The 17,852-nt window shown below is 71.6% G+C and carries 16 protein-coding genes, 1 tRNA gene and 1 other RNA gene; 10 read left to right on the top strand and 8 right to left on the bottom strand.

Going from position 1 to position 17,852, the window contains the following annotated elements; all coding sequences use genetic code 11:
• Positions 1-81 precede the first annotated feature (81 nt).
• The 3 genes from STRTU_RS16175 to STRTU_RS16165 all read right to left on the bottom strand — a co-directional run bounded on the left by STRTU_RS16175 (position 82) and on the right by STRTU_RS16165 (position 2,850).
• Complete coding sequence (locus STRTU_RS16175; RefSeq protein ID WP_159744161.1) at positions 82-576, bottom strand: hypothetical protein; 495 nt, start codon at positions 574-576, stop codon at positions 82-84.
• A complete protein-coding gene (locus STRTU_RS16170; protein WP_371873677.1) occupies positions 573-2,018 on the bottom strand; it encodes an ATP-binding protein in 1,446 nt (481 codons plus the stop codon). Before STRTU_RS16170 ends, STRTU_RS16175 begins: the two co-directional genes overlap by 4 nt.
• A gap of 145 nt (positions 2,019-2,163) precedes the next feature.
• On the bottom strand, positions 2,164-2,850 hold the full coding sequence (locus tag STRTU_RS16165) for a response regulator transcription factor (protein WP_159744159.1): 687 nt from the start codon (positions 2,848-2,850) through the stop codon (positions 2,164-2,166).
• A gap of 132 nt (positions 2,851-2,982) precedes the next feature.
• On the opposite strand from STRTU_RS16165, the gene STRTU_RS16160 reads away from it, so the two are divergent.
• From STRTU_RS16160 to STRTU_RS16130, 7 genes are all read left to right on the top strand, one after another.
• The gene (locus tag STRTU_RS16160; protein WP_159744158.1) at positions 2,983-3,618 is read left to right on the top strand and encodes a hypothetical protein; all 636 of its coding nucleotides are present in this window, start codon (positions 2,983-2,985) and stop codon (positions 3,616-3,618) included.
• Positions 3,615-4,718, top strand: a complete 1,104-nt coding sequence (locus STRTU_RS16155; RefSeq protein WP_246240623.1) for a peptidoglycan-binding protein — start codon at positions 3,615-3,617, stop codon at positions 4,716-4,718. Before STRTU_RS16160 ends, STRTU_RS16155 begins: the two co-directional genes overlap by 4 nt.
• Positions 4,715-5,470 carry an ABC transporter ATP-binding protein gene (locus tag STRTU_RS16150; RefSeq protein ID WP_159744156.1) on the top strand — a complete coding sequence of 252 codons (756 nt, stop codon included), beginning with the start codon at positions 4,715-4,717 and terminating at the stop codon, positions 5,468-5,470. Before STRTU_RS16155 ends, STRTU_RS16150 begins: the two co-directional genes overlap by 4 nt.
• Positions 5,467-6,663, top strand: coding sequence for an ABC transporter permease (locus tag STRTU_RS16145; RefSeq protein WP_159744155.1), 1,197 nt, complete (start codon positions 5,467-5,469; stop codon positions 6,661-6,663). The genes STRTU_RS16150 and STRTU_RS16145 overlap by 4 nt, the downstream gene beginning before the upstream one ends.
• A gap of 717 nt (positions 6,664-7,380) precedes the next feature.
• Positions 7,381-9,258, top strand: coding sequence for an ABC transporter ATP-binding protein (locus tag STRTU_RS16140; protein WP_246240621.1), 1,878 nt, complete (start codon positions 7,381-7,383; stop codon positions 9,256-9,258).
• Between the two features lie 269 nt (positions 9,259-9,527).
• Complete coding sequence (locus STRTU_RS16135; RefSeq protein ID WP_246240614.1) at positions 9,528-11,207, top strand: APC family permease; 1,680 nt, start codon at positions 9,528-9,530, stop codon at positions 11,205-11,207.
• 201 nt (positions 11,208-11,408) lie between these two features.
• A complete protein-coding gene (locus STRTU_RS16130; protein ID WP_159744153.1) occupies positions 11,409-11,738 on the top strand; it encodes an SHOCT domain-containing protein in 330 nt (109 codons plus the stop codon).
• A 114-nt stretch (positions 11,739-11,852) separates the two neighbouring features.
• On the opposite strand, the gene STRTU_RS16125 is transcribed toward STRTU_RS16130, so the two are convergent.
• The 4 genes from STRTU_RS16125 to STRTU_RS16110 form a co-directional block, all read right to left on the bottom strand.
• Positions 11,853-12,593: a DUF305 domain-containing protein gene (locus STRTU_RS16125; RefSeq protein ID WP_167539160.1), complete on the bottom strand. Its 741-nt coding sequence runs from the start codon at positions 12,591-12,593 to the stop codon at positions 11,853-11,855.
• A 101-nt stretch (positions 12,594-12,694) separates the two neighbouring features.
• Complete coding sequence (locus STRTU_RS16120; protein WP_159744152.1) at positions 12,695-13,090, bottom strand: DUF6153 family protein; 396 nt, start codon at positions 13,088-13,090, stop codon at positions 12,695-12,697.
• A 123-nt stretch (positions 13,091-13,213) separates the two neighbouring features.
• The gene (locus STRTU_RS16115; protein WP_159746993.1) at positions 13,214-13,564 is read right to left on the bottom strand and encodes a hypothetical protein; all 351 of its coding nucleotides are present in this window, start codon (positions 13,562-13,564) and stop codon (positions 13,214-13,216) included.
• Positions 13,565-13,820: 256 nt separating this feature from the next.
• Positions 13,821-14,429 carry a TetR/AcrR family transcriptional regulator gene (locus tag STRTU_RS16110; protein ID WP_246240608.1) on the bottom strand — a complete coding sequence of 203 codons (609 nt, stop codon included), beginning with the start codon at positions 14,427-14,429 and terminating at the stop codon, positions 13,821-13,823.
• Positions 14,430-14,562: 133 nt separating this feature from the next.
• Here STRTU_RS16110 and STRTU_RS16105 point away from each other — a divergent pair, with 133 nt between their 5' ends.
• Positions 14,563-14,814, top strand: a complete 252-nt coding sequence (locus STRTU_RS16105; RefSeq protein ID WP_246240605.1) for a hypothetical protein — start codon at positions 14,563-14,565, stop codon at positions 14,812-14,814.
• 92 nt (positions 14,815-14,906) lie between these two features.
• Here the strand turns inward: STRTU_RS16105 and STRTU_RS16100 are convergent.
• Positions 14,907-14,991: transfer RNA gene (locus STRTU_RS16100), tRNA-Ser, on the bottom strand.
• Positions 14,992-15,121: 130 nt separating this feature from the next.
• Here STRTU_RS16100 and ffs point away from each other — a divergent pair.
• Both ffs and STRTU_RS16090 read left to right on the top strand, forming a co-directional pair.
• Positions 15,122-15,220, top strand: an RNA gene (gene ffs, locus STRTU_RS16095) — signal recognition particle sRNA small type.
• Positions 15,221-15,266: 46 nt separating this feature from the next.
• Positions 15,267-17,846 (top strand): DNA polymerase III subunit gamma and tau, encoded by a 2,580-nt coding sequence (locus tag STRTU_RS16090; RefSeq protein ID WP_159744151.1) that lies wholly within the window; start codon positions 15,267-15,269, stop codon positions 17,844-17,846.
• Positions 17,847-17,852: the final 6 nt, after the last annotated feature.

Here is a 17,852-nt window from a genome sequence, read left to right as displayed (position 1 = left end):
CCTTCCGGGGGCGGTGGCCCGTCGGACACGGTCCGGTGCCGTCCGGTTCGGTCCGGGAGCGGTCCGGTCCGCTCCCAGGGCTCAGCGCGTAAGGAACTGCTGGCACTGATACGGCCCGGCGCGCATCCCCTGCTCGCCGACGATGGTCACCTGCACCTTGTCCGGGCGGGTGCCGTGGAGAAGGACTTCGGCACGGGCGAAGGTGCAGACCAGCTGGCCGGTGCTCTGGTTCTGCGGGTCGGCAACGTAGCGCGGGGCATCGATGGTGACATCGCCGTGGTGGGAGGTGACGCTCATCGGCCCTGCGTCGGTGAGGAGGTTGGCCAGCCCGTCGGCCCGTTCTTCCTCGGTCGGCCCGGCGAGCAACAGCTTGTAGGCGCCGAGGAGATCATGGATCTTCGTGCCGGGCCGGGCCACCCCGCGCAGCCCGCTGTCGGAGGCGAAGTAGATCCGCATGCCCTTCGAGATCCCGGAGGGCGCGGTGCCGCCGTCCGTGACACCCGTGGGACGGATGCCGCAGCCCACGGCGACGAGGGCGAGCACACAGCAGGTGAGGGCGGCGCGGGGACGCGTCATGAGGCGGATTCCGTACGGAGCGGGAGGCGAAGGGTGAAGACGGCGCCGACGCCCGGCGCCGGGGGCGCGAGTTCGATGGTGCCGCCGTGCAGACGGGCGTTCTCCAGGGCGATGGCCATGCCCAGGCCACTGCCCTCCGAGCGGCTGCGGGCGCTGTCGGCCTTGTAGAAGCGGTCGAAGACATGCCGGGCGACCTCGGGGGCCAGCCCCGGACCGTGATCGGCGACCGAGACGCTGAGCCGGTCGCCCACCGCCCGTACGGTGACGGTCACCGGCGGCGCACCGTGCCGCAGGGCGTTGCCCACGAGGTTGGCGACGATCACATCGAGCCGGCGGCGGTCGAGCCGGGCCCGTATGCCCGGCGGGAGATCGGCTTCGACCCGGTCGGTCCAGCCGCGTGCCGCGAGCGTGCCGCGCACCGCCTCGGCCATGTCCACCGAGTGCACCGTCAGCGCCACGGCGCGGGCGTCGAAGCGGGATATCTCGATGAGGTCGTCGACGAGCCGGGTCAGCTTGGCGGTTTCCGCGCTGACCGTACGGGCCGCGTGGGCGGTGTCGGGGGTGAGCTGGTCGGCGTCCTCCTCCAGGACGCTGGAGACGATGGTCATGGCGGCGAGTGGCGTACGCAGCTCATGGGAGACATCGGCGACGAAACGGCGGGCCAGCGCCTCCTGTTCGCGCAGCTCGCCGACGCTGTTCTCCAGCGCGCTGGCCGTTTCGTTGAAGGTGTGGGCGAGTTCCGCCAGTTCGTCGCGGCCCTTCTCCTCGACCCGGATGGTCAGCTCGCCGGTGGCCAGCCTGCGGGTGGCCCGCGCCAGCTTGCGGACCGGCCGCAGCACCGTACGCGCCGCGAGCAGCGCCAGGACGGCGGCAAGCAGCACCACGGGCAGCAGGCCGCGCTGCACACTGCGTACCAGTTCAGCGGTGTCGTGTTCCTCCTCGGCCAGGGAGACCACCGCGTATATCTCGACCCCGGACCGCTGTCCGGAGCCGCCGCGACCGCCCGTGGCGTCCATGCCGACCGGGGCGCCGAGGACCAGCCAGGGCTTCCCGCCCTGCTCGACCCGCTGGAGGGAGACCCGGCTCTGGGTCCGCACGGCCACCCGCAGCTCGGGAGTGATCCGGGTCCGGTCCGCGGCCGGGTCGGAGGAGGCGGTGAAGTCGCGGTACTGGACGACGACCAGTGAGGCACGCATGCCGGACGCGACGTCGGTGGCGAGCCGGGCCATGGCGCGGGGGTCGGTGGGGACGTCGAGCTCCGTGGCCTGTTGCTGGACGCGGTTGCGGAAGTCTTCGACGGCGGCATTCTGGGCCCGCTTGAGGACGGCGTCGCGCGATTCCCGGTACGCCAGCGCGGTGGCGGTGACCGCGCTGATCAGGGCGACCACGACGACGGTGATGATCAGCCGGCCACGGAGCCCGTCGAGGCGCGGGAGCCGCATACGGGACCGCACACGCGCCCACCTCCCGGTCGGCCCCGCCGCCGTCGGAGCGGACTTCGCCGCGGCCGCGTCCGACTCCGTGGACGCCTCCGCCGCAGTGGTCTCCGTGGCCCCCGCGCTCGTCTCCGTGGTCCTCATCGCGCGCTCACAGCGGCCCGAAGCGATAGCCGAAGCCGCGCACCGTCTGGATGTAGCGCGGCTTGGCGGGGAGGTCCTCCAGCTTGGCGCGCAGCCGCCCGACCGCCGCGTCCACCAGCCGGGAGTCGCCCAGGAAGTCGTGGTCCCAGACGCTTTCGAGGAGCTGTTCGCGGCTGAAGACCCGGCCGGGGGAGGCCGACAGCTCCAGCAGCAGCCGCAGCTCGGTCGGCGGGAGAGGGACGGTGCTGCCGCGCTTGGTGACGGTCAGACCGGCCCGGTCGATGACGAGTCCGGCGAAGTCGTCGCTGGCCGTACGGGTGGCCGGGCCGGACCGTCGCAGCGCCGCCCGGATACGGGCCTCCAGCACCCGGCCCGTGACCGGCTTGACCACATAGTCGTCGGCGCCCGCCTCCAGCCCGCTGACCACGTCCAGGTCGTCACCGCGCGAGGTGAGCATGATGATCGGCAACTGGCTCCGGGCGCGGATCCGGCGGCAGACCTCGAAGCCGTCGATACCGGGCAGCATCAGGTCGACCACCGCGATCTCGATGCCGCCGCCCTGCGGGCGGGCCAGCAGCTCCAGGCCGGCCTCACCGGTGGCGACGGCGTCGACCTCATGGCCGTGCCGACGCAGCACCAGCTCCATTCCGTCCCGGACGGACATGTCGTCCTCGATCAACAGCACATGCGGCATGGGGTCGATTATGGGCGAGGTCTGTGCAGCTCAGGAGTTATCCACAGGGCGAAAAGCGGCCCGGGGGCATTGTTACGTTCTCATCATGCGGCCATGGAGCGGCCATGAAGCACGTCCCCGACATTGGGCGGCATGACGCAGAAGACTCGCTCCCGCTCCCGTGCCGCACGCCTCGCGCTGCTGGTCGCCGTGCCCGCCCTGGCCCTGACCACCGCCTGCGGCGGCGCTGCCGACTCGTCCGGCGGAGGCGTCGCCTCGGTCAGCAATGCGCCCTCCACCGACCAGAGCAAGGACGGCGCCGCCGCGGCCAAGGGCGGTGCGGCCAAGGGCAAGAGCGCTTTCTATGACGCGCAGATGAAGTTCGTCCAGTGCATGCGCAAGAAGATCACCAAGGACTACCCCGACCCCAAGCTGAGCGGCTATCTCGACTGGACGAAGATCGACGCGCTCCAGGAGGAGAAGGGCAACGACGTCGCCAAGGGCGGCCGGGACGGGGCGTGTGCGCCCGAGATGCAGAAGGCCATGCAGCTGGAGCCGCCCCGCGACACGCAGAAGGACTACGAGTCGATGCTCGCGCACGCCAAGTGCATGCGCGCCAACGGCGTCTCGAAGTTCAGCAACCCGAAGCTGCAGGACGGCAACGTCATCCCCGGCGGCAGCGACACGAACCCCACCGCGCCGGATACCGACCGTGAGTCGTCCGCCTACAAGCAGGCCCGCCAGGCATGCAAGGACAAGCTCCTCGACGGCCTGGACGGCATGCAGTGACCCGTGAACGAAAGCGCCCCAGGGGCGTCGTCGTACTGGCCGCCGCGGTCACCGTGACCGCGGTGACCGCGGGGGTCCTGATCTACACCGGCACCGGCAAGGACGCCTCGGCCGACGGCCGGGCACCGAAGGGCCCGCCCACCACGACCGAGATCACCCGCACCGATCTGGTCCAGAGCAAGACCGTCGACGGACGGCTGGACTACGCGCAGCGCCGGGTGGTGAAGTCCCCCGTGGAGGGCACGGTCACCAAGGCCGCCGAATCGGGCAAGACCGTGTCGCTCGGACAGCGCCTGTACGAGCGCGACGCCCGCCCGGTGACGCTCCTCTACGGCGCGACACCGATGTTCCGCACGATGAAGGTCGGCGCCCGCGGCCCGGACGTCCTCCAGCTGGAGCGCAACCTCCGCGACCTGGGATTCGGGGCGGGACTGTATGTGGACGTCCGTTATGACGAGGCGACCAAGGCCGCCGTCAAGCAGTGGCAGAAGTCCCTCGATGTGACCGCCAACGGCGAGGTCGGCCAGGGGGACGTGGTCTTCCAGCGCGGCCCCGTGCGGGTGGTGTCCGCCGACGCCGCCCTCGCCGACAGCATCGGCCCGGACAGCAAGGTCCTGACGGTCGCCTCCACCAAGCCGGTCGTCCGGGCCGAGCTGGAAGCGGCCGACGGGGCGCTGGCCGCCAAGGGCACCAAGGTGGAGATCGCCATGCCTGGCGGGGACAACCGGCGCGGCAAGGTCAGCGGTGTGGTGGCCCCCGAGGAATCCGAGTCCGGTGAGGACGGGGCCGCCGCCTCCGGTGGCTCGTCCGCCAATGCCATCAACGTGGAGATCACGCTCGACGACGGCACCAAGATCCAGGAGAAGGACCGGCAGGGCACCCTCCGTGTGAAGTTCGTCAGTGAGAGCCGCAAGGACGTGCTGACGGTGCCGGTCGAGGCGATCGTCGCGCTGCGCGAGGGCGGCTACGGGCTGGAGCTGGTCCAGGGTTCCAAGACCCGCATGGTGGCGGTCGAGACGGGGCTGACGGCCGACGGCCGGATCGAGGTCAGCGGGGCCGGCCTGGCCGAGGGCATGAAGGTCGGAGCGGCCGAGCAATGACCCCACCCGTGATCGAACTGCGGGGGGCCACCAAGTCGTACCCGGGCGGGGTGCACGCGCTGCGGGGCGTGGACCTCCGGGTGGACCGCGGCGAACTGGCCGCCATCGTCGGCCCGTCCGGCTCCGGCAAGTCCACCCTGCTCAACCTGCTCGGCACCCTCGACCGGGCCACCTCCGGCGAGGTCCGGGTGGCCGGGTACGACGTGAGTGAACTGTCCGACGCCCAGCTCTCCGCGCTCCGCGCCCGGCACATCGGCTTCGTCTTCCAGCACTTCCACCTCGCCCCCGGCCGCAGCGCCCAGGACAATGTCGCCGACGGTCTGCTGTACGGCGGCACGGGGCTGCGGGAGCGCCGCGCGCGGGCCCGTACGGCCCTGGAGGAAGTGGGGCTCGGCCACCGCATCGGCCACCTCGCCCACCAGCTCTCCGGCGGCGAGAAGCAGCGGGTGGCCATCGCCCGCGCGCTGGTCGGCGGCCCCGATCTGCTGCTCGCGGACGAGCCGACCGGTGCGCTGGACTCCGCCTCCGGCGAGATGGTCATGAACCTCATCCATGAGCTGCACGCGGGCGGGACGACCGTCTGCGTCATCACCCACGACAACGACATCGCCGACTCGCTGCCCCGCCGGATCCGCTTCCGCGACGGCGAGATCGTCGACGACTCCGGCGCCGCACCGGCCGCAGCTGTCTCTCCCGCCGCTCCTGCCGCCCCCGGCTCCCCGGCGGAGCCCACCGAGGAGGTGACCCGATGAGCGGCCCCGCACTCCGCCCGGCCCGGCTCTCCCCGGCCGATGTGCTGCGGGTCGGCGCCGAGGGCCTGCGCAGCCGCCGCACCCGCGTCGTGCTGTCCGCCCTCGGCATCGCGATCGGCATCGCCACGATGGTCGCGGTGATCGGGCTGTCCACCTCCAGCCGCGCCGACCTGATGAACCGGCTGGACCGGCTCGGCACCAATCTGCTCACCGCCGAGGCGGGCCAGGACGCCATGGGCCAGGACGTCAAACTCCCCAAGAGCGCGGTGGCGATGGTCCAGCGGATCGGCCCGGTCCAGCACGCCACCTCCGTCGGCACGGTCGACGCCCGGGTGCGGCGCAGCGATGCCGTACCGGAGGAGATGGCGGCGGGTGTCACCGTGCAGGCCGCCCGCACAGACCTGCTCGACACCCTCAACGCCCGTATGGATCAGGGAAGTTGGCTGAACCGCGCCAGTGAACGACTGCCCACCGTCGTACTGGGCTCGGTGGCCGCCGACCGCCTCGGGATCACCGCGCCCGGTGCCAAGATCCTGCTGAACGACCGCTGGTACGCCGTCACCGGAATCCTGGCACCCATCGAGCTGGTGCCGACCCTGGACCGTACGGCGCTGGTCGGATCCCCGTCCGCCGAGCGCTACTTGGGCTTCGACGGCCACCCGAGCGTCATCTTCGAGCGTTCGCCGGACGCCTCGGTGGAGGCCGTCGGAGAGGTCCTGGCCCGTACGGTCAACCCGAGCGACGAGAACGCGGTAAAGGTCTCCCGCCCCTCCGACGCCCTCGCCGCCAAGGCCGCCACCGACGAGGGGCTGACCTCGCTGATGCTCGGTCTGGGTGCGGTGGCGCTGCTCGTTGGCGGGGTGGGCGTGGCCAACACCATGGTGGTCTCCGTACTGGAGCGCCGCCAGGAGATCGGGCTGCGCCGTGCCCTGGGCGCGACCCGCGGCTCGATCCGGATCCAATTCCTCGCCGAGTCACTGATGTTGTCGGCGCTCGGCGGACTGGCGGGCGCGGCCCTCGGTGCCGCCGCCACCTTCGCCTTCGCCCGCGCCCAGGGATGGACCGCCGTCGTGCCGCCCTGGTCACTGGCCGGCGGCCTGGGCGCCACCCTGGTGATCGGAGTCATCGCCGGCCTCTACCCGGCCGTACGGGCCTCCCGGCTGCACCCTACGGTGGCGCTCAGCGCGACCTGACATGCGGCGACGGTGCCGGTCGGCGGCGCCGGGACGGGCCCAGTGCGGGTCCGCCACCGGCGCCCGGCCGGCCTGTTGCGTTCGCCCTTCACGTCCTCCCTTCACGGCATCCGGAGAGTGACGCTTCGGCACCCTTTGTCAGGTTCGTCAAGAATCTTGGCTTATGTCTGAATTTTCACGCAATTTCCCTTGTTGGAGGCAGGTGAGCGTCGTAGCTTGGGAGTTGTCGAGCTGGTAACGGTTCGGCAACAAAGAACCAATCTGAGGAGGCAAGAATGAGCTTCCGGAATGTCTTCCCGAGAAGGCGTCACGGTGACGGCGACGGCTACGGCCGCGGCGGCTACGGACGCGGCTACGGACGCGGCCGGGGACGCGGCCGGGGACGCGGCTACGGACGCGGATACGGACGCGGTTACGGCCGTGGCTACGGACGTGGCTATGGACGTGGACGCTACTGACTCACAAACCTGAGTCCGAGGCAGGCTCGCGTACGGCGCGGGTCCGCCTCGTCGGTTTGAGGGCCCTCAGGGCCCCGGCCGGCCGACCGCCGCAACGGGATGAGTAGCGACCATGCACTTTCGCAGCTCGCGCCGGCGCGCGGAGCGCCGTGCAGCGTCGCCTCAACGAAACGGGGCAGCACCGCACCTGGGACAGGGCTCGTCCTTGTCGCCCGAGCCGACCCTCCACACCACTCGACCTACAGACGGACCACGGCCCATGGCCGCGCCGTCCCCGGGCACCGGCGCCGACCGGGTCCTGCGGGCCGGCCTGGTGGCCGACGCCCTGATCCGCACCCGCCGGGTCGGATTCAAGGAATCCGTCCGGCGCTTCTGGCCGCTGACCCGGGGCGACCGGCGCTGGATCCTCCTCGTCTGCCTGAGCGCCATCGTGGCCGCCCTCTCGGAGACCGTGGCCATCCTGGTCTTCGCCGAACTCACCGACCACGCTCTGCAGAAGGGCTCGGTCAGCGCCTTCTGGGGACCGGCCGGCCTGTGGCTGGGCGTGGCCGTGGCCGGCGGGGTGGTGGGCTACCTGGGCAGTTCACTCGCCGCCTGGACGGCCGAGCGCTTCGTGATGCGGCTGCGGGCCCGGGTCTTCGCCCATCTCCAGAAGCTGCCGCCGCACTTCTTCCAGCGCAATCGCCGCGGTGACCTGGTCGAGCGGCTGACCGGCGATGTCGACGCCATCGAGGCACTCGTGGTCAGCGGGCTGGTCCAGGCGGCCACCGCCGTCTTCGGCATCATCTTCTACACCGGTGCCGCGTTCTGGCTGCGCTGGGACATGGCCCTGGTCACCCTCGCCCTGGCCCCGCTCTTCGTGATCGCCACCCGCCGTTTCACCGGCCGGGTCAAGGAGGTCTCCCGCCGGGAGCGCGCGGCCGACGGCGCGATCACCTCGGTGGTCGAGGAAGGGCTGGTCAATGTCGTCCTGACCCAGGCATACAACCGGCAGCAGGACGAGCAGGAGCGGCTCAACCGTGAGGCCCGCAGGTGGTTCCGGGCATCGGTGACCAGCGCCCGCCTCAACGAGTTCTACGAGCAGATCGTCGAGGTCCTCGAAACGCTCTGCGTCCTGGCCATCATCGGCCTGGGCGCATGGGAGATCTCCGCGGGGCGGATGACGCTCGGGCAGCTGCTGGCCTTCGCCGCCTTCATCGGTTACCTCTACCCGCCGATCCGCAACCTCGGCCAGCTCGGGCTGACGGTCACCGAAGCGACCGCCGGATCCGAGCGCCTGCTGGAGATCCTCGACGCCCGGCCCGCCGTCACCGAACCGGACGACGCCGACATCGTCCCGGCACCGAAACGCGCGGTCGGCACGGTGGAAGCCTGCCGGGTGCACTTCCACTACCCCGGCAACGAAACGGAGGTCCTCCAGGACTTCTCGTTCAGCGCGGTGCCCGGGGAACTCGTAGTCGTCACCGGGCCCAGCGGGGCGGGCAAGTCGACGCTCGCCGCCCTGCTGCTGAGGTTCTACGACCCGGACGCCGGCAGCATCCGGCTCGACGGCATCCCCGTGAACCGCACGCCGCTCGCCAGGCTCCGCCGCAACATCACCCTGCTCCCCCAGGAGACCCTGGTCCTGCACGACACCGTGGAGCAGAACATCGCCTGCGGGCACGAGGACGCGACCCACGGTGATGTCGTCCGCGCCGCCCGCGCGGCCGACGCCGAGGTCTTCATCAGCGCCCTCCCCGACGGCTACGACACCGTCATCGCCCCCGGCACCTCACGGCTCTCCGGCGGCCAGCTACAGCGCGTCGCGATCGCGCGGGCCATGCTCCGCGACGCCCCCGTACTCATCCTCGACGAGCCCACCACCGGCCTGGACACTCTGGCCACCCAGCGCATCCTCGAACCACTACGGCGCCTCGCCGCGGGCCGCACCACCATCGTGATCACCCACGATCTGGACCTCGCCACGGACGCCGACCGCATCCTGGTCCTGGACGAAGGACGCCTGGTGGAGTCCGGAACCCACGCCCAACTCCTCGCCCGCGGCGGCCTGTACACCACCCTGTTCCACTCCCACCCGCCGCCCCGCAACGGCTCTCCCCACCCCCTCGCCCAGCCCTCCAGCAGTCACTTGCGGTAACCGGCAGGGCGGCCGTACGCGCCTGCCCGGCGAGGCACGTCACTCCACAGCGCCAGCCGCCGACGAACGCTCCCACGGCCCCGTAACCACCCCACGGCGCCCGCACCCCCCGCCCCCGCTCCACACGGCCCGACGAGGGAACTCACCGCCCAAACCGGAACCTGACGCGCCACCACGCGTTGACTCTCCGTATACGGGCGACGCGCCGCGCGCCGGCAGCGCCAGCGCGCGTCCCAGGACCAAGACGGCCCGGTGAACCAGGAGCGCGCGTGAGCAAGGCAGCCGTAGCGGGGAGTGAGAGCGCGGGCGGTGCCCGCCATCTGCGCCGGGCGGTCGGCTTCTGGGGGCTGATGTTCCTCTCCCTGGGGTCGATCATCGGCTCCGGCTGGCTGCTGGGCGCGCTCACCACCGCCGTCATCGCCGGCCCGGCCTCGCTGCTCTCCTGGGTGCTCGCCGCGGCGATGCTCGCCGTGCTCGCGCTGGCCCACGCGGAGCTGGGCGCCACCTACCCGATCGCCGGCGGCACCGCCCGCTTCCCGTTCTTCGCCTTCGGCCCGCTGACCGGCTTCACCGCGGGCTGGATGTCCTGGTTGCGATCGGTGCTGATCTCCCCCATCGAGGTCGAGGCCACGCTCTCCTACCTGGACCGCATCGGCTGGATCCACGACCGGGTGGACCTGCTGAACCCCAACGGCACCCTCACCACCCCCGGCCTGGTGATCGGCACCGTCTTCATGATGCTCTTCACGGTCATCAACGTCCTCGGGGTCCGGCTGATGTCCGGGATCAACTCGGTCACCGCCGTGTTCAAAACGGCCGTCCCGCTGCTGACCGTCATCGTCCTGATGACACTGTCCTTCCACGCCTCCAACTTCACCGCGGGCGGCGGCTTCGCCCCCCACGGGACACACGGCGTCTTCGCGGCCCTGCCCGCCGGGGTGGTGTTCGCCCTGCTGGGCTTCGAGCAGGCCATCCAGCTCGCCGGTGAGGCCCGCAATCCGCAGCGCGACATCTCCCGGGCCGTGGTCGTCGCCATGGCCGTCGGCACCGCGCTCTACCTCCTGCTGCAGATCGCCTTCATCGCCGCCCTGGACCCCGCCGTCCTGACCCGCAGCTGGGACAACCCCGTCGGGGCGGGCAACTTCGGCCCCTACGCCACCCTGGCGACCGCCGTCGGCGCCGGCTGGCTGGCCACCATCCTCTACATCGACGCCGTGATCTCCCCGGCAGGCACCGGCCTGGTCTACATGGCGGGCGCCGCCCGGCTCTCCTACGCCATGGGACGCGAGCGAGTGCTGCCCCGGCCCCTCACCCAGGTCGGCCGCAGCCGGGTGCCCGTGGTGTCGACCCTCCTCGCCTTCGTCGTCGGCGAGCTCGCCTTCCTGCCGTTCCCCAGCTGGCAGGCGCTGGTCGGCCTGGTCACCTCGGCCGCGGCGATCATGTACGCGTTCGCACCGGTGTCCCTGCACGCCCTCCGCGTACGCGACGGCGCCCGGCACCGCCCCTACCGACTGCCCGCCGGATCGGTCATGGCCCCCCTGGGCTTCGTCTTCGCCAACTTGATCTTCTACTGGTCCGGCTACGAGGCGGACTGGAAGCTCGGCATCGCCGCCCTGCTCGGCTTCGTCTTCCTCGCCCTCACCCGCCTCGGCACCCCGGCCGCCGAACGCGGCGTCCTGCGCGCCCGAAACGCCCTCTGGGTCTGGCCCTGGCTGATCGGCATGATCCTCATCGCCCGCTTCGGCCGCTACGGCGGCACCGAGGCCCTCCCCGACTGGTGGGACCTGGCCATTGTGATCGTCTTCAGTCTGGCCATCCACTACACCGCGGTCCGCCTCGCGATGCCCCCGGAGGCGGTGGACGCGGCGGTACAACACGAGGAGGAGGGGGAGTCGGTGCCGGGTGCTTCGTCGTCGTCGGGCGGGGCCTCGGGCGGGGCGACGGGGTGAGGGGCCGACGGCTTACGGGGCCGACGGGGGCGTCGGCCTGAGAGCCGGCGGAAGGGCGAAGAGGGCCCGGACCGCTCCCCGAGCACCGGGCCCATGGCCCCCCGCCCCGGATGGAGGGACCATGGAAGGGCGTGCAACCCAGGTCACCTGTGGGCGCCGGCGCCGGGCCCGCACCCTGCGACGCGCGGGAGGTGGAGGTCGATGCTCTGCTGGTACGGCCGCCATGGCGGCGGATGGGCCTGGCTCGCGACGTCGGTCAGCCTGTTCCTCTTCCTGGCGCTGCTCTTCGTCATCGCGCTACTGATCGTCCGCGCCCTGGGCCGCTCCGGCCCGCCCCGCGGCGAGCGCCCCGGTACCCCCAGCGGACCCGGCGCCGAGCAAATTCTCGCGGAGCGATACGCGCGCGGCGAGATCGACGAAGAGGAGTACCGCCGACGCCTGGCCACCCTCCGCGGGGCCCCACCGGGCGGGCCCGGGGCGCCACCGTGGGGCGGGCCCGGGGCCCCGCCGGGTGGGAACTCGCCGTCCTGAGGGGACGGGAGAGGGGCGGGTTACGGCCTACCGCCGGTGGTGGCCAAGCCCCACCACCGGCAGCTATGCACACCTATGGGCGACTACCGGCAGCCACCGGCAACTACCGGCAGCTCACCCCTTCCCCAACAGCTTGTTCATCCGCGCGATCTCCGCTTCCTGGGCCTTGATGACGTCATCGGCCAGCTTCTTCGCCGGGCCGTAGGCACCCTTCTCCTTCTCGGTGCCCGCCATCTTCACCGCGCCCTGGTGATGCCCGATCATCATCTCCAAAAAGGCCGCGTCGAACGCCTTCCCCGACTTCCCCTTCAGGGCCGCCATCTCCTCCGCACCCATCATCCCGGGCATCTCGGAGTGGCCGGAGTGGCCGGAGTGACGGGAGTGGCCGGACTCGGCGGAGCCGGCGGAGTCGGGGGAGCCGGCGGAGTGATCCATCCCGGGCATCCCTTCCGGCATCCCCTCCGTCATCCCCTTCGGAACCTGCTCACCCCAGGCGGTCAACCACCCGGACATCGTCCTGATCTCCGGGTCCTGACCTCGCTTGATCTTGGCGGCGAGTTCCTTCACCTGGCTCGACGCGGCACGGCCGGCAGCCAGGTCGGCCATCTCCACGGCCTGCCGGTGGTGCGGAATCATCCCCTTCGCGAACGCCACATCGGCCGCATTGTGCGCACCATCCGAGGCAGCGGCACTGGGCGACGAAGCGGACTTCGACGGGGAGCGGTGAGCCGAACTGGAGTGGCTGCCGCTGTCATTGCCGCCGCAGGCGGCCAGCACCGTCACGGAGGCGGCGGTGGCGCCCACGAGTACGAGGCGGCGGGTAAACGAACGGGTGGGCTTGATGACTGACTTCATGACTGACTTCATGACTGAACTCCGGGAAAGCAGCGGTATCGGGACATGCCGAACGGCGGCACCGCGCCCATGAGCCGGGCGCCCGTGCCGTCGGGGTGTTCCTAAATCCGCAGGAGTTGGAGTTCAGCCAGCGAGGGCGGCGCCCGCCCACCGTCCCGGCCCTTCGGTTCGCCCCCGCCCACCAGACCGGCGGGCCGTACGTCACAGCCCGGGGAGGGCGTCAGGGCCGGGGACACGGGCGGCCCGTGCAGCGCGGCGGACGCACAGGTCGGGTCCGCGTGATGGACATGCCCGCCACCGCCGCAGTCACCGTCCCCTGGACAGTGCCCCTGGACGGTGGCCACCACAGCCATACGGTGCTCATGCCCGGAAGCGGGCGCAACACCGGCGGACCCGATCCCGTGCATGCCCAACAGGCCCACCAGCAGCCCGAACACACACCACACACGCCACCGCCGTACGGCGGCCCGCGGCGGCACGAACGGGCGGCTGGACATCACCCCTTCATGCTAGGCAGCACACAAACGCCACCAACAGGCGGCTCCCGCAAAGGAGAACGCCCCGCCGCTCCCGCTCGTCCGACTGCCATCCCCGTCGCCGCTCCGAGGACGGAAATTCGCTCAGACGCGACGAACCCGTGCCGCGATCCCATGCCCCAGCAGCAGGTAAAGCCCCGCAGGCAGACCGTAATTGAGGAAAACCCGCACACCTTCACTGTCCATCGTGAAAATGTCCTGCGACCACCAGGCGAGCCAGTCGGCCACTCCGTGCACGAATTCGACGAAGACATTCCCCTGATTCGCTTCGAGCAGGTACAGCAGTATCCACAGTCCCAGGAAGCCGGCGGTCACATCCCCGATGGTGTGGATGATCAGCGCGGCCCGATGCGCGCCGGCACCGGAGCCGGAGCGGGTACCGGACCGATTGTGGTCATAGGCGCCATAGTCGCCATAGGAGTTGTTTGTGGGCATGGGCTCATGGGCATTGTTCATGCCTTCCCCTTTGCCGGGCCCGAGCCCCCGAAACCACACCCATGCCTGCGATTGGATAACCACTCGGCATCATCGCCGACCGCCCGGTTCTCCATGCCCCGTGCGCCACATTTCGTCGCCTTCTTTTCCTCCGCGACAAGAATCCGGCGTTACGGTGATTTCCCTGCCCGAAAAGGAAGTTCGCGTGGGGCGGATGCCTGCGCCCCGCACAGGGCGAAGCGACACAGCCGGGCCGTCATGCCGACGCCGACGGTGATCGGGGCGGAATCAGCGCATCCAGTGCGTGGTCCAGGGCGCGTAGCAGCGCTTCCTGCTCCTCGGGCGCGTACAGCAGCCGCAGCGCCAGCCCGTCGGAGAGCGCGATCACGGCATCGGCGAGGGCCAGACGGTCCGCGGCCGCGTCCGGATCCCTGCCGTGCCCGGCGGATGCCAGCCAGTCGCCAAGGGCCGTACGGACGCTCTCGTCGACCTGCCGGCGGATCGCGCCGAGTCCGGGGTGGTGGGCGGCGCGGGTGGCGAAGGCGAGCTGAGCGGCGGCCTCGGCCCGGCGTTCCGCGTCCACGGGGAGGGTGGCGAGGACGAGCGCACGGAGCGCCTCGCGCGGCGGGAGGCCGTAGTTGACGGCGGCCATCCGCTCCTCGACGCGTTCGCCGGCCAGCTCGGCGGCGAACGCCAGCATCTCGTCCTTGGTGCGGAAGTACTTCTGGACGGCTCCCGGTGAGCGTCCGCTCGCGGCGGCCACCGTACGGACACTGACCTCGTCCAGTCCCTGCTCGGAGGCGAGGCGCAGTACCGCGGCACCGATCTGCCGCCGCTGTTCCTCGCGATCCACCGTCTTGGGCACCCTGTGCGCTCCTCGCTTCGCCGCTCTCCGTCCCACACGTCCGCCGTCAGAATACGCCCGTATTCTTTTTGAGATACAGTCGTATCCCAAAATCCGGCCGCACCGACCGCGGCCGGGCCGAAGGGGGACACTCATGGATGATCAACCCAAACCCGCCATGCGGATCGCGGACCGCGAACGGGACCGCAAGGACCTGCGCGAATGGCTGGACGAATGGCGCTACTGGCTCGGCGGCGCAGTGATCATGTCGGCGATCTGGGGCATCAGCTGCTTCCGCGATCACGAGCTGACGTACTACTGGCCGTTGTTCCCGCTGGGCGTCTGGGCCGCCGTACTGGTCGCCATCGCACTGTGGCCGCGCAGCGAGGGGACGAGCGGCTCGTAACGCCCTGTGCCACGCCCGCAGATGATGGCGGGCGCTGCTGCGCCCAAACGCGACGAAGGCCCGAACCGCAAGCGGTCCGGGCCTTCTGCCGGCGGAGGATACGAGATTCGAACTCGTGAGGGGTTGCCCCCAACACGCTTTCCAAGCGTGCGCCCTAGGCCACTAGGCGAATCCTCCGCCGCAAACAATACAAGACGTTGGGGAGTGCTCGCGACCATGATCGTCGGGAGGGGGTGGTGGAGGGTGGGGAGCGGATCGGGGTGGGGCGTGGGTTCGTTTGTTGGGTGGGGGATCCGCTACTGTGGTGCGCAGCCCCTCACGTGGCGCTATCTGACTGAACTCCCCCAGGGCCGGAAGGCAGCAAGGGTAGGTCGGCTCTGGCGGGTGCGTGGGGGGCGCTTGCGTTTGCGGGGCCCCGTCGGTTGTCAGTGCGGCCCGATATCGTCGTATGCGTGTCGTCCCTTGCGCTGTACCGCCGCTACCGGCCCGAGACCTTCGCCGAGGTCATCGGGCAAGAGCACGTGACCGATCCGCTGCAGCAGGCACTGCGGAACAACCGGGTCAACCACGCCTATTTGTTCAGTGGCCCGCGCGGCTGCGGCAAGACGACCAGTGCGCGGATCCTGGCGCGCTGCCTCAACTGTGAGGAAGGTCCCACCCCCACACCCTGTGGAAAGTGCCAGTCGTGTGTGGACCTGGCCAGGAACGGCCGGGGCTCCATCGATGTGATCGAGATCGACGCGGCGTCGCACGGTGGCGTGGACGACGCCCGTGAGCTGCGGGAGAAGGCGTTCTTCGGGCCGGCCAGCAGCCGCTACAAGATCTACATCATCGATGAGGCGCACATGGTGACCTCCGCGGGCTTCAACGCCCTGCTGAAGGTCGTCGAGGAGCCGCCGGAGCATCTGAAGTTCATCTTCGCGACGACCGAGCCCGAGAAGGTCATCGGGACGATCCGGTCGCGTACGCATCACTATCCGTTCCGGCTGGTGCCGCCGGGGACGCTGCGGGAATACCTGGCGGAGGTCTGCGGGCGGGAGGAGATCCCGGTCGAGGACGGGGTGCTGCCGCTGGTGGTGCGGGCCGGAGCCGGTTCGGTGCGTGACTCGATGTCCGTGATGGATCAGCTGCTCGCCGGTGCCGGTGCGGACGGTGTGACGTATGCCATGGCGACGGCGTTGCTCGGATACACCGACGGGTCGTTGCTGGATTCGATCGTGGAGGCGTTCGCCGCGGGGGACGGCGCGGCGGCCTTCGAGGTCGTGGAACGGGTCATCGAGGGCGGTAACGACCCGCGGCGCTTCGTCGCGGACCTGCTGGAGCGGCTGCGGGATCTGGTGATCCTGGCGGCCGTGCCGGACGCCGGGGAGAAGGGGCTGATCGACGCCCCCGCGGATGTCGTGGAGCGGATGACGGCGCAGGCGTCCGTCTTCGGGGCGGCCGAGCTGAGCCGGGCCGCCGACCTGGTCAACGCGGGCCTGACGGAGATGCGCGGCGCGACCTCGCCGCGGCTCCAGCTGGAGCTGATCTGTGCCCGGGTGCTGCTGCCCGCGGCGTACGACGACGAGCGGTCGGTGCAGGCCCGGCTCGACCGTCTGGAGCGCGGTGCGGGTGCGGCGCTGCTGGGCGGGGCGGCCGGAGGTGCGGGCTACGGGGGAGACCCCGGGCCTGGAGCGTCGCCCGTGGTGGCGTCCGGTGGCGGGCCCGCGGCCGGGTATGTGCCGGGGCCGGAGGCGCATCCGCCGATGCCGGCGGGACCGTCCGGGCCGGCGGCCGCGCGTGCCGCGGTGCGGGGTGCGGTGAGCGGCGGCTCTGCGGGCGGAGGTGCGCCGGGCGGGGCCGGGGCTCCGGGCGGTGGTGCGGCGGCGCCGGTGGCCGGTGCCGGGGCGTACGGCGGGCAGACGGGCGGTGCGGGGGCACCCGGTGGACCGGCCGACGGTGCAGGCGCGTACGGCGGGCCGGGGGCCGGGGTCGGCGCCGGGCAGCAGCCGGGCGACAGTGATGGTGCGGAGGCGCCGGCTCAGGGCGGCGCGTCGAGTGCCGCGCAGGGCGGCGGCGAGGCGGCCGTCCCGCGGCCCGGAGCCTGGCCCGGAAGTACGGGCAGAGGTAATGGCGGCGGGAGCCCGGCGGGCGGCACCGTCGGCGGGAGCCCCGCAGGCGGCGGTGCCGGGCGGCAGCCCGGTGGCTGGCCCACGGCCGTGGCGCCGGGGCAGGGTGGCCAGGCGCCGCAGGGCGGAGCCCCCGCAGCGCCGTACGCCGGACCGCCCGCCGCGTCCGGACCGTCGGCCGGTGCGCCTGCGGCTGCGGCCCAGCAGCCGCAGGCGGCCGGTGTGGCCCCGGGGGCGGCGCAGGGTGCCGCTCAGGTGCGGCAGATGTGGCCGGAGATCCTGGAAGCGGTGAAGGACCGCCGCCGTTTCACGTGGATCCTGCTGAGCCAGAACGCCCAGGTCTCCGGCTTCGACGGCACCACGCTCCAGATCGGCTTCCCCAATGCCGGGGCCCGCGACAGTTTCGCCAACGGCGGAAGTGAGGACGTCCTCAAGGACGTGCTGGCCGAGCGGTTCCAGGTGCAGTGGCGGGTCGAGGCGATCGTCGACCCGTCGGGCGGCGCCGGTCAGCCGGCCGGCGGCGCCCCCCGCGGCGGTGGTGGCGGCGGCTTCGGCGGCGGTGCGCCCGCCGCTCCGCAGCAGGGCGCTCCGCAGCCCCCGCCCCAGCAGAGCGGCCCGGCGGCGCCCCCCTCGTCCGGTGGCCAGTACGGGCAGGACGGCGGCAGTGGTGGCAGCGGCGGTGGCGGAAGCCAGGGGGCGCGAAGGGCACGGGAGGCGGTGTCCGCCCCGTCGTCCACGGGCGGCGGGCAGGGCGGGCCCGCGGCGGAGCCCTCGTACAGCGCGCCGGAGCCCCCGCCGACGTCGATCGAGTACGACATGCCGGCCGAGGACGACCCCGATCTCGTCGACTCCGCGCTCAGCGGCCACGACCTGATCGTGCGCGAACTGGGCGCGACGGTCCTGGAGGAGTTCAACAACGAGTAGGGCGGC

Source organism: Streptomyces tubercidicus (assembly GCF_027497495.1).
Taxonomy (GTDB): domain Bacteria; phylum Actinomycetota; class Actinomycetes; order Streptomycetales; family Streptomycetaceae; genus Streptomyces; species Streptomyces tubercidicus.
Note: the sequence above shows the minus strand (reverse complement) of the source record. Positions and strands in the feature narration are given on the sequence as shown.

Coding starts and splice junctions, on each gene's coding strand:
- STRTU_RS16175 (WP_159744161.1), bottom strand. CDS start 576: ATGACGCGTCCCCGCGCCGCCCTCACCTGCTGTGTGCTCGCCCTCGTC.
- STRTU_RS16170 (WP_371873677.1), bottom strand. CDS start 2,018: ATGCGGCTCCCGCGCCTCGACGGGCTCCGTGGCCGGCTGATCATCACC.
- STRTU_RS16165 (WP_159744159.1), bottom strand. CDS start 2,850: ATGCCGCATGTGCTGTTGATCGAGGACGACATGTCCGTCCGGGACGGA.
- STRTU_RS16160 (WP_159744158.1), top strand. CDS start 2,983: ATGACGCAGAAGACTCGCTCCCGCTCCCGTGCCGCACGCCTCGCGCTG.
- STRTU_RS16150 (WP_159744156.1), top strand. CDS start 4,715: ATGACCCCACCCGTGATCGAACTGCGGGGGGCCACCAAGTCGTACCCG.
- STRTU_RS16145 (WP_159744155.1), top strand. CDS start 5,467: ATGAGCGGCCCCGCACTCCGCCCGGCCCGGCTCTCCCCGGCCGATGTG.
- STRTU_RS16140 (WP_246240621.1), top strand. CDS start 7,381: ATGGCCGCGCCGTCCCCGGGCACCGGCGCCGACCGGGTCCTGCGGGCC.
- STRTU_RS16130 (WP_159744153.1), top strand. CDS start 11,409: ATGCTCTGCTGGTACGGCCGCCATGGCGGCGGATGGGCCTGGCTCGCG.
- STRTU_RS16125 (WP_167539160.1), bottom strand. CDS start 12,593: ATGAAGTCAGTCATCAAGCCCACCCGTTCGTTTACCCGCCGCCTCGTA.
- STRTU_RS16120 (WP_159744152.1), bottom strand. CDS start 13,090: ATGTCCAGCCGCCCGTTCGTGCCGCCGCGGGCCGCCGTACGGCGGTGG.
- STRTU_RS16115 (WP_159746993.1), bottom strand. CDS start 13,564: ATGCCCACAAACAACTCCTATGGCGACTATGGCGCCTATGACCACAAT.
- STRTU_RS16105 (WP_246240605.1), top strand. CDS start 14,563: ATGGATGATCAACCCAAACCCGCCATGCGGATCGCGGACCGCGAACGG.